This window comes from Flavobacterium sp. Root420, from assembly GCF_001427905.1.
Taxonomy (GTDB): domain Bacteria; phylum Bacteroidota; class Bacteroidia; order Flavobacteriales; family Flavobacteriaceae; genus Flavobacterium.
The window spans coordinates 263,385-275,163 of the sequence record NZ_LMEF01000031.1 but is presented as its reverse complement, the minus strand read 5'-3'; the positions used below and the strand labels follow the sequence as shown (position 1 = coordinate 275,163).

10 protein-coding genes are annotated in these 11,779 nt (G+C 31.9%); 1 reads left to right on the top strand and 9 read right to left on the bottom strand.

Going from position 1 to position 11,779, the window contains the following annotated elements; all coding sequences use genetic code 11:
* Positions 1-102 precede the first annotated feature (102 nt).
* The 3 genes from rpsU to ASC72_RS20160 form a co-directional block, all read right to left on the bottom strand.
* Entirely contained in the window at positions 103-297 is a 195-nt protein-coding gene (gene rpsU, locus ASC72_RS20170) for a 30S ribosomal protein S21 (protein ID WP_026985791.1), read from the bottom strand.
* Positions 298-514: 217 nt separating this feature from the next.
* Positions 515-1,657 carry an acyl-CoA dehydrogenase family protein gene (locus tag ASC72_RS20165; RefSeq protein ID WP_056195145.1) on the bottom strand — a complete coding sequence of 381 codons (1,143 nt, stop codon included), beginning with the start codon at positions 1,655-1,657 and terminating at the stop codon, positions 515-517.
* 16 nt (positions 1,658-1,673) lie between these two features.
* Positions 1,674-2,561 carry a helix-hairpin-helix domain-containing protein gene (locus ASC72_RS20160; RefSeq protein ID WP_056195142.1) on the bottom strand — a complete coding sequence of 296 codons (888 nt, stop codon included), beginning with the start codon at positions 2,559-2,561 and terminating at the stop codon, positions 1,674-1,676.
* Positions 2,562-2,834: 273 nt separating this feature from the next.
* On the opposite strand from ASC72_RS20160, the gene ASC72_RS20155 reads away from it, so the two are divergent.
* Positions 2,835-4,322 carry an amino acid permease gene (locus tag ASC72_RS20155; RefSeq protein WP_056195139.1) on the top strand — a complete coding sequence of 496 codons (1,488 nt, stop codon included), beginning with the start codon at positions 2,835-2,837 and terminating at the stop codon, positions 4,320-4,322.
* Positions 4,323-4,398: 76 nt separating this feature from the next.
* Here ASC72_RS20155 and ASC72_RS20150 read toward each other — a convergent pair whose 3' ends face one another.
* From ASC72_RS20150 to ASC72_RS20125, 6 genes are all read right to left on the bottom strand, one after another.
* Positions 4,399-4,626, bottom strand: coding sequence for a PspC family transcriptional regulator (locus ASC72_RS20150; RefSeq protein WP_026985787.1), 228 nt, complete (start codon positions 4,624-4,626; stop codon positions 4,399-4,401).
* Between the two features lie 88 nt (positions 4,627-4,714).
* Positions 4,715-5,986, bottom strand: coding sequence for a DUF2851 family protein (locus ASC72_RS20145; protein WP_056195138.1), 1,272 nt, complete (start codon positions 5,984-5,986; stop codon positions 4,715-4,717).
* A 72-nt stretch (positions 5,987-6,058) separates the two neighbouring features.
* Positions 6,059-6,541, bottom strand: a complete 483-nt coding sequence (locus tag ASC72_RS20140; RefSeq protein WP_056195137.1) for a 3'-5' exonuclease — start codon at positions 6,539-6,541, stop codon at positions 6,059-6,061.
* 86 nt (positions 6,542-6,627) lie between these two features.
* Positions 6,628-7,989 (bottom strand): pyridoxal-phosphate dependent enzyme, encoded by a 1,362-nt coding sequence (locus tag ASC72_RS20135; protein WP_056195136.1) that lies wholly within the window; start codon positions 7,987-7,989, stop codon positions 6,628-6,630.
* Positions 7,990-8,037: 48 nt separating this feature from the next.
* Entirely contained in the window at positions 8,038-10,020 is a 1,983-nt protein-coding gene (locus ASC72_RS20130) for a putative porin (protein WP_056195135.1), read from the bottom strand.
* Between the two features lie 176 nt (positions 10,021-10,196).
* Entirely contained in the window at positions 10,197-11,771 is a 1,575-nt protein-coding gene (locus ASC72_RS20125; protein ID WP_056195132.1) for a RagB/SusD family nutrient uptake outer membrane protein, read from the bottom strand.
* Between the last annotated feature and the right edge of the window lie 8 nt (positions 11,772-11,779).

Sequence of the window (11,779 nt, the reverse complement as noted above, 5' to 3'; positions counted from 1 at the left end):
TCCAAGATTATACCTATATATATTATCTCAAAATTAAGCATAAAAAAACCGTTAGTATCAAAATTTTGATAACTAACGGTAATTATTTGCGAAAAGCTAATACTAACTTTCTAAACCATCTCTCATGTTCTGAATGTAAGCCGCTTTTTGAATTTGAGCTCTTTTGATAACAGAAGGCTTAATAAAAGCAGTACGTGCTCTTAGTTGACGAACAGTTCCTGTTTTATCAAATTTTCTTTTATAGCGCTTTAATGCTCTATCGATATTTTCTCCGTCTTTAATTGGTATAATTAACATAATATAGACACCTCCTCTCGTTAAGGCTGCAAAAGTATATATTAATTTTGAATTATGAGTTATGAATTTTGAATTATTTTAAAATTAAGAGAAAAGAGAATAGAAAAAAGAAAATAGACTTTATCAAACTGCATTTATGATGATTAAAATTTCTTTATTCTTTATTCTTTATTCTTTATTCTTTATTCTTTATTCTTTATTCTTTATTCTTTATTCTTTATTCTTTCAACAGATTCCTCGATATAACTAATTTCTGAATTTCTGTCGTTCCTTCTCCAATTGTACATAATTTAGAATCACGGTAGAATTTCTCTACAGGAAAATCTTTTGTATATCCATAACCACCATGGATTTGAACTGCTTCATTAGCAATTTTCACGCAGGCTTCCGACGCGTACATTTTTGCCATTGCACCAAGCGTTGTCACTGGTTTGTGTTGTTGTTTCAAGAAAGCTGCTTTATGAAGCAACAATTCTGAAGCTTCTATTTCTGTTGCCATATCAGCAAGTTTAAAAGATATTCCCTGAAAACTACTAATTGGCTGGCCAAACTGATATCTTTCTTTAGAATATTTTAAAGCCGCTTCATAAGCGCCTTTAGCGATCCCTAAAGACAAAGCTCCGATAGAAATTCGTCCTCCATCTAATATTTTCATGGCCTGAACAAATCCCTGACCGACCTCACCCAATCTATTTGCATCGGGTACTCGGCAATTATCAAAAACCAATTCAGCAGTTTCACTGGCACGCATTCCTAATTTATTCTCTTTTTTCCCTGAAGAAAATCCTGGCATTCCTTTTTCAAAAACAAATGCTGTCATTCCTTTGGAATCTCCTTTCTCTCCTGTACGAACTATAACCACAGCGACATCACCAGAAATTGCATGCGTGATAAAGTTTTTAGCACCATTCACAATCCATGAGTCACCATCTTTAACAGCAGTAGTATTCATACCTCCTGCATCAGAACCTGTATTATGTTCTGTTAATCCCCAGGCACCAATATATTCAGCTGTTGCTAATTTAGGCAACCACTTTTTCTTTTGTTCTTCGTTACCAAAAGTCAGAATATGATTTGTACATAATGAATTATGTGCCGCAACTGACAAACCAATCGAAGGATCCACTTTTGAAATTTCTTCGACAACAGTAATATATTCATGGTATCCTAAACCAGATCCACCGTATTCTTCAGGCACTAAAACTCCCATAAATCCCATTTCTCCCAATTTTTTAAAAAGAGGAATTGGAAAAATCTGCGCTTCATCCCACTCCATTATATTAGGTCTAATGTTTTTCTCTGCAAAATCTTTAATAGATTGCGCGATCATTGACTGCGTTTCGTTATAATCAAAATTCATTGTTGGCTGTTTTTTTTTAGAACTCCAAATATAAACTAATTATTTTTGCTTTTTCAACAGGAAAACCTTTAATTTTTGACAAATCCTCAATATTTTTAAAATTTCCATTCATACTTCTATACGTTACAATTTGTTTAGACAATGCATATCGGAAATATGAAAATTGAGATAATTCCTTTAAAGACGCGTCATTTATTGCTATTTTTTTAAAACTCCCAGACAATATCACTTTAAAATGAGAATTCAATTCTGCAACAACTTCAGGCGAAAGCCCCCAGATCTCATTCATTTGATCCATAGAAACAAAATTTCCCAATATTTCTCTCTGCCTTAATATTCGTAAAGACAAAGCTTCGCCGATACCATATATTTTAATCAAATCCTCATGAGTTGCCTCATTAATATTTAAAACTACAATCTTTTCCTTTTTTAAATCATCTTTGTGAGTAAATTCTTTTTTCTCTGCTTTAAAATTATTCTTTTTTTGAATCCAGTCCGGAAATTTAAAGAAAGGAGAAATAATTTTTAGTAGGGAATCTGAAACTTTCGTGACCTGTTGAAATTCTTCAGCAAAATTTACATATTTATTTTCTTTTCGAAATGCCAGCAATCGATCGATTTCCTGTGTAGACATTCCGAGTTTATATCCTTTATAGTCAGAAATAAAATTTGGATTATAAAGATAAACCTTTCGCTTCTCATTATATTTTATCAATTTCAGAGAATCAATTTCACTCTGCAAAGAGATCCATTCCTCTTTTTCGGGGAAGGCTTTTTCGGGCGGATAAAAATCACTATAAAAATAAACCAATTGCAACACTATAATAATTACAAAAAGTAAAAAAATCCCTGTACGTTGCTGACCTGTAAATTTGAAAAATACTGCAATCTCTTTAAAATTCATTATTCAATACATTTATAATTTTATTTGAAACTATAAAATTAAAAGAAATTATATTAATTTATTAGGAAAAATAATATAATTTTATCAGCCTTACATAATGTCTATTCTATTATTAATTGGAATTATTTTTATGAATAACGGTGCTTTACAGAGGTTTATTGGTGGTTTTAGTAATTATTTAAATATTTTATAACTTAAAAGAAGATAATTGTTTTTATTTTTTACAAAAAACGATACATTTGGAGCTTAATAACAATAAACCAATATAATTATATGTCAATTTGGAAAAGAAAACCATTAGCACAGCTTTTAGCAGAAGCTGCAGATTCTGAAAAAGGATTAAAAAGAACTCTAACCGCTTGGTCGTTAGTAGCTTTAGGTATTGGCGCCATCATTGGTGCAGGATTATTTGTTAGAACTGCTACCGCTGCCGCACAAAATGCTGGTCCATCTGTAACTATAGCTTTTATTATAGCAGCAATTGGCTGCGCATTAGCTGGTTTATGCTATGCAGAGCTTTCATCATCAATTCCAATTTCAGGTAGTGCTTATACTTACACTTATGCTACAATGGGTGAATTTTTAGCATGGATAATTGGCTGGGATTTAATACTAGAATATGCCGTAGGTGCTGCAACAGTAGGAATTGCCTGGAGCGAATACCTCAATAATCTTCTGGTCAATGTCTTTCATATCAGTCCCATTCCATTTGAATATTCGCATTCTCCTTTTCAAAAAATAATTGATCCGGCAACAAATGAAGTAACTCACGGTATTATCAATTTACCGGCATTATTTATTGTTAGTGTTATTAGTTTATTACTGATTAAAGGTATACAAGAATCTGCTTTTGTTAATGGAATTATTGTAATCGTTAAGGTTGCCATTGTAATTTTAATCATTGTAATTGGATGGAACTTTGTAAATCCAGCAAATCATACCCCTTATATCCCGCCATCCTCAATTTTTACAGATGAGCATGGAGTTGGACATAGCTACGGTGGTATTATGGGTATTTTAGGAGCGGCAGGAACTGTTTTCTTTGCTTTTATTGGTTTCGACGCTGTAAGTACAGCTGCTCAGGAAACAAAAAATCCTAAAACAGCAATGCCAATTGGTATCTTAGGTTCATTAGCTGTATGTACCCTTTTATACATTCTTTTTGCACACGTATTAACAGGTGTTGCAACTGTTGAAGATTTTAGAACAGGTGGTAAAGAAGCTTCTGTAGCCTTTGCAATCAATAAGTATATGATAGGGTACGAGTGGCTTGGTCAATTAGTAACTGTTGCTATCCTTGCAGGTTTTTCTTCTGTAATTTTAGTGATGTTATTAGGACAATCCAGAGTGTTTTATGCTATGGGTAAAGATGGTTTGTTACCAAAAGCATTTAGCGATGTTCATCCAAAATACAAAACTCCATATAAAGCAAATCTTGCTATTTTAGTAATTGTGGGTGCATTTGCCGCTTTTATTCCAGGTGACATTGTAGGGGATATGACAAGTATTGGAACATTATTCGCTTTCGTCCTGGTATGTATTTCAGTTATTATTTTAAGAAAAAAAGAACCAAATATGGTTCGCGAATTCAAAACACCATTTGTTCCTTTAGTACCTATCTTAGGAGTTCTTGTTTGTTGCGCTATGATGTACGGTCTGGGCTGGACAAACTGGTTAAGGCTTTTTGCATGGATGGCTTTAGGAATAATTTTCTATTTTACTTACGGTAAGAAAAACAGTAAATTAAACAACCCGGAATAATATTTCCGATTATAATAAACTAAAAAGGATCATAAGTTTAAACTTTATGATCCTTTTTTTTATGCCTAAATTATTTTTACAAATCAAACACTGAAGTACGTTTAGCCCGAATTAAATCTTTTAGACGAATCCAGAATGCTAATGTTAGATAGATTCCAAAACCCAAACCAGCAGTTACAAAGGAAATATAGATAAAAAATAATCGTACACTTGTAACACGCATTCCAAGTTTATCAGCTAATCGCGATGAAACATGAAATCCATATTTTTCAAAGAAAAATTTAAGTTTTAAAATAGCTGACATTTCTTATTTTAGATTTTACCCGATACTTATCGGGATAGATTTTAGGTAAAAATACAAAAATTATCTAATTGCCCCATTTTCTAATTATCTAATTACTCTTAAGTAATTCGACTCCAATCGCACACCTTAAACAGGCCTTGTTATTACAATATTCATTTTTAAGTTCCAGTAAAGTTTGAGTGTCAAAAGCATTCTTTACCAGAATCCCAAAACTCTTAAATTTATCTATTACCGCATTTTTCTCCGGAGGCACTTCATTCATAAATGCAATAAGGTCTTCAGTATTAGATTCTCCTGTTCTATTTGAATACGCAAATTGTAACGGAATAATAGTATTTACGATCAACAGGTCTATGAATGATCTTGATAAAGGTTTTGATTTCTTTGGGCTTTCTTTATCAAACTGATAATGATTTTCCCAATATAAACTTGCCGTAACGTTTAATAGTTCATAAACATCCTTAGTGGACTTTAGCATAATCACTTGAGAAAATAAATTCTGATGCTTATTGTATAAGCTTGCTAATTGAGATAGCCTTATAGTTGGAAAATTATCAGGGCGGTGTTTAAAAAATTGCAATGGATCAGTATAAGCCTTATCTAGTTGATATTTATGCAAAAGATAAAAGTATCTAATTTTCAAACCATTAAAGTACAAATCCTCTTTTACCGCATCTAACAAACCTGAAGTTCCAAAAAGTAATGCTTCAAGATTTTCGATTTCAAAACTTTCTTTTCGAACAATCGAAAAGGGAATAGATTTAGCAATCTGCAAAAAGGTATTTCCATTTGTATTCAATCCAAAATTTTTCGCTAATAAAGAGAATAGAACAAACTCCCAGTCACCATTTGTTTCTTCTAACAAATCATAAATAAATTTTGATTTTCTTTCAAGCCGATCAAAAAACAACCTTTCCTGCCAATTTTTAAAAACAAACTCATCAATTTCAGCAATTTGTTTTTCACATGAGATCCAGGATTTCGGTGACAATAAAGCATTATAATTATTTATTACTTCCAATGGAACATATTCTTTCAAGGCTAAAACAGGAATTTCTACATTATTTTTACTGAAGATCTCTGTATCATGTTCCCAAACTACATGCAAAATTACATTTTCGTAAGCGGGATCTTTTTCATGATGATGAACATACCAATCCGATGACTTTAAATGGATTTCAACATTTCCCGCCCATTTCTGATTTCCAATTTTAATCTGAGCATTGAAAAAATCAGGGCCAGAAAGTTCTAAATAGTCGCCTGTTTTAATAATTACAATTTGATCATTTTGGGTAGTTCGTAAATTCAGAGTTTCAAACTTCTTGAATTTCCAGAGATAATGAAGAAAATCTTCTCTCATTTTTTTAGCTTTTATTTTAAATTACAAAAGCTTAAAAATAACAAAAAGAACTATTAATCTTACAAAATTATTCTACTTTAACATATATAATTTGGCGCATGCACGAGCATCGGATAAGGCTTCATGATGATTTAACTGAATTTTCATTTCACGACAACAATCGCTTAGTTTGGTTGGCTTTAATCCTTTTGCTTTGTAAATTTTAACCGTACATTCCCAACGTGTTGCAATATTTAAATCTTCATATTGCAAACCATAAAGTGCCATTGATTTCATCAACACATTACGGTCAAAACTTTCATTGTGCGCTACAACAACTCTGTTTTTCAATCTTCTTTCAATTTCAGGAAAGACCTGAGCAAACGATTTTGCGTTAACTGTATCACGTGGATAAATACCATGAACCTGAATCGTAAAAGGATTATATATATTATTTGGAGGTTTAATTAAAGAAACAAACTCATCAACAATAATTCCGTTTTGGACAGTAACTATTCCAACAGAGCAAGGATGATATCCTGTTGCGGTTTCAAAATCTATGGCAGTAAAATTCATTTTTAAAATATTTCAGCTAAAAAAATCCATAAATCAAGTATTCAAAACTTCGATTTATGGATTCGTAATGTTATTAAAAAATTATCTTATTTTATAGATCCGATAATATCATACTTGGTAATAATATGATGTTTCCCATTTTCAAGATCCACCAAAACAGCATCATTTTCTTTAGTAAATAACTTAGAAACTTCTTCAATTGTAGTTCCTAATTTTACAATCGGAAAAGGTTTTCCCATTACTTCCTTAATTGGTTTTTCGGCAACATTTTTATCCGCAACATAACTTCTAAACAAATCTGTTTCGTCTACAGAACCCACAAATCCGTTTATATCAACTACCGGAATTTGAGAGATTTTATACTTACGCATACGTTCGATAGCGTGTGACACTAATTCTTCGGTACGAACAACAATCAATTCTTTATCTATATGATCTTTAATTACATCTTCGGCTTTCGTTACATTTTCTTCTAAAAATCCGCGTTCGCGCATCCAGTCATCATTAAACATTTTACCGACATAACGGCTTCCTGAATCATGAAAAAGAACTACAACAACATCTTCAGGTTTGAAATGTTCTTTAAGCTGTAAAAGCCCCTTAATACAAGCACCGGCAGAGTTTCCAACAAAAATTGCTTCTTCCATAGCTATTTTTCTTGTATAAACGGCAGCATCTTTATCTGTTACTTTTGTAAAACCATCGATTAAAGAAAAATCAACATTTTTTGGTAAAATATCTTCTCCAATTCCTTCTGTAATATAAGAATAAATTTCATTTTCATCAAAAACTCCGGTTTCATGGTATTTTTTAAAAACAGAACCGTAAGTATCAATTCCCCAAATTTTAATATTCGGGTTTTTCTCTTTTAAGTATTTTCCAACTCCAGAAATAGTTCCTCCAGTTCCTACACCAACCACAAAGTGTGTAATTTTTCCATCCGTTTGTTTCCAGATTTCTGGTCCGGTTTGCTCATAATGTGCTAATGAATTTGATAAATTATCATATTGGTTTACATACCAGGAATTTGGCGTTTCTTCAGCCAATCGTTTTGAAACTGAATAATAAGAACGTGGATCCGTTGGCTCAACATCAGTTGGGCAAACAACAACTTTGGCACCAACAGCACGCAAAATATCCATTTTTTCTTTAGACTGCTTGTCTGATATTACACAAATCAATTTATATCCTTTGATGATCGCTACAAGTGCTAATCCCATTCCAGTATTTCCGGAAGTTCCTTCAATAATGGTTCCACCCGGTTTCAATCTGCCATCTGCCTCTGCGTCTTCAATCATTTTTACGGCCATTCTGTCTTTTACAGAATTTCCCGGATTAAAAGTTTCGACTTTTGCCAACACTAACGCATCGATTTCAGCAACAATTTTGTTGAGTTTTACTAAAGGTGTATTACCAATTGTTTCTAAAATATTTTTTGAAAAGTCCATTTTATGTTTATTTAATATTTGGTTTTAAAAATCTAAATAGCCCTAATTTTATTGGAAGAAGTTCCAAACTAAACCAAATCGGATAACAAAATCACGATAAGGATTATTAGGTGCTGAATAATAATCGCTTTTTGAAAATAAAGCATTAATATGTTCTGCTTTAAAATAAAATCGAGTCTGGCGAATTCTGGCGTTTACAAAAAGATCGAATAATGGATAACCTCCTATTTTCTTCGCATCCTGAACAAAAAACTCACCAATAACAGGATTATAATCATTTCCATAATACTTGGTAAAATAATTAAATACAACTCCTGTCTGCATATATAATGCTTTTTTGAAAAAGTAACTCGAATAATAAAACGTATTTCTTGTTACAAAATCAGGCACATTTAAAATCAAATCGGACTGATCTACTTTTTGATATAAAAGCGTATTGTCTAAACCAAAAGGACCAAACTTAAACTCCTTATTAGCTTTTATAGACAAATAATTAATTACGTTTCCATATTGTGCAGGTTTGATAATTTGAGTATATACTAAATCATCTGCAGCACTGGAATCATCTTTAAAATACAAATGGTCTTTTAAAACAGAATATTGAACTTCAGCATTTAACCAAGGTGTAAAAATAGTAGCGCCCAGCTGATTTATTTTTTCATTCTTAAAATTATTAGACCAATTATATTCAACGTAACTGCTTTGATATAAATTATAGTTATTATTAGGTAACTTATTTAAATTTCTATATCTAAAATCAAATTGAATTTTCTCATTCAGATTGTATCTCAATTTTGCATCTAAATCTGACAGAGACTGATTTGTAATTGATCTGGTATATAAAAAACGACCAATCCATTTATTTTTCTGATATTCATATTGTCCTCCAACATTATTAATCTGCAAAAATAAATTATCAGGAATAGAAGTACCATCACTATTTATGATAATCCTGTCGTATTTATAATTTGATCTGTAATCATCTACAAAAAAATTAAATTTTCCTAAAAGTGAATTTTCGTATGCAAGCCCAACTTTATTATATAATCTCTCAAAACGAGTCTCATCGTTTATATTACTGGTAACATAAGATTCCCCAAAACGTTCCACCTGCTGACTTGGTCCAGATGTTGGCGTTACAGTCGAAAGAACAGTTGGCTGTTTGTATTGAAAATATTTATACTCATAATTAAATTGATGGGTTACATACAAATTATTATTTCCATCATTTGGATTTATTCTGAATGCATGATCAAAAAAGAAACGTCTTCCTTTTAATAATGATTGCGCGTCAGTCAAAAATACTTGCAATCGTTGACGATTTTTAAAATCCGGATCATCACTTTCGAAATTTTCAGGTGTTGTGATTCCACCATTTTCTTCATTTGTAATATCCTGAAATGTAGCATGAGCGTTTAGAACATATCTTTTATTGGTCGTAAAATAACTTGTCGTAAATCTAAAATTTCCGGCACTTATTAACTGATTTATATAATCTCCTTCAGAACGTAATCCACGATATGCTGCAGAAAAATTTAAATTCTTTGAAGTATTAAGTGTTATAAACGAATCTACATTTTGTCCTTTGTTTATTGTGGTGTTAAAAAACAATTCGGTTAATGGAGTTGCAACAGAATAATAACGAATATCACCAACTTCCATATAATCAAAATGTTTGCCTTTGAAACCAATTTCCGGATAGGGAGAAAAATCAGTTAAACTGTATTGTAACGTATTATATGTTTGCCCTATATTAGAAAATTGCAAAAGTCCAAAATTATCTTTTCTTAAATAGTTTTGTCTGTAGGCACTTTTTAAGGTTAGCGACGTATCGGCATATATTGTGTCGTGCTCTAACGTATAAATCTTATACTGATCGATCTTTGCTACTAAAGCCTTTTTCTTTTTAACCGTATCCGTTATACTAGAATACTTTGTATTCATATCTAAACTGTTTTTAGAACTAGTTTTTTCCTGAGAAAACAATAATGTGGGTACAATTAATAGATATAGAAAAAAGAGTATTCTCATTTGATAGCTTTATATGTAATTATTTCGGCAAAATTTGTCAGGCAAAGGTAAAAGATAAAAACGTATAAAAAAACAAATCATTATGATTGAGAAGTTTTTATATCGAACTAAAATTGAATAAAAAAACCCTCAATCAAAAATGATTGAGGGTTTTGGAAAAATCTAAATATTTATTTTTACCAACCAGGATTATTTTTTCCTTCTAAACCTGGATTAGTGTTTATTTCAGTCTGTGGTATTGGCCACAGGAATTTAAAATCAGCACTTGGAATTGCAGCAACAGGAGTAGTGATAACATAACTATTTCCTAATACATATGCAGCTACAGCAGGAGTAGCATTAGCAACTTTTGCAGGAATTCCATCAATAGGAGCTAAATCATCACCTTGTAATCTGTGAATATCAGCCCATCTACGACCTTCTTGTAAAAATTCAATTCTTCTTTCTTTAAGTATAGCATCAACCATAAGTTTTTGTGTACCAAGACCAGCAATTGTATAAGCCTGAGTTGCTGGACTAGCCAATGATCTATTTCTAACAGAGTTCAACAAGGTTAAAGCAGTTGGCAAATTTGCAACAGATAAACGAGCCTGAGCTTCTGCCATATTCAATACTACTTCAGCATATCTAATAACTGGAGCAGCATCTGTCATATTTGTAACATCTGTATATTTGTTTGTATATTTTATACCAGCTGAAGTATAAATCATTTTACCATCTTCTCTACGTTTGTCATCAGCCAACCATTGTGGATCTCTCCAAAGAATTGGGCTAATTGCAACTAAAGCTCTGTTTTTTAATATACTTGCTAAAGCAGCATTAGTCTGAGGATTCATTGTTGCAGAATGAGCAATAGAGAATATAGATTCTGTATTACTTAAATTATTTGCAAGTATAAAAGGAGTAGCCGGATCAGCTGTTAATGTATAAAGACCATTTAATTTAGTTCCTTCAGCAATTACATTTGCCCAGTCTCTTTTTTGAAGATAAACTCTGGTTTTGAATGCTATTGCAGCAGATTTTGTTGCTTTAGAAACTACTCTACCACCAGCAAAACCATTTGACGTAATCAATTTTTCAGCATCATCTAAATCTGCCAAAACTTTTGCATAACATTCAGCAACAGTATTTCTTGGTTTAACTTGTTCTGATGCTACTTCAGCAGCTGTATTTACACCTACTTCTCTGTATATAATTCCAGGGTGTGTTGCACCAGCTGTAAAATTATACGGTCTTGCAAAATTTGTTAAAATTTCAAAATGAGTAATTGCTCTTAAAAACTTAGCTTGTCCGATATAGTTATCACCAACTGCTTTTGTTATAATACCTTTAGCAACTGCATCAGTAGTTCCCTCAATCATAAGATTACATCTACCGATTAATCTATAACCGTCAACCCAGTAATATACATTATTAGCAGTTGTTGGATCGTAAGTTGCAGTGTAAGTTAATTGGTAAAAAGTAGCCATATTAACAATATCTTCTCCTCTGGCTTCTCCTTGTTCAACAAAAGCAGCTCCCCAGATATAACCTCGACCACCATTTGGGCTGGTTGATGCAGCATTATATTGTCCAATCGCAGCAGCATTATAAACACCATTCATATAAGACTCTATTAATGAAGGAGTTGTAAAAGCGTCTTTATCCGAAATATTGTTTATTGGAGTTAAATCCAATATTTTTTCTTCTGTACATGAGCTCATCCCGAGTACAACTACAGAAAGTAAAATTGTTTTAATTATATTTTTCATATGATTTT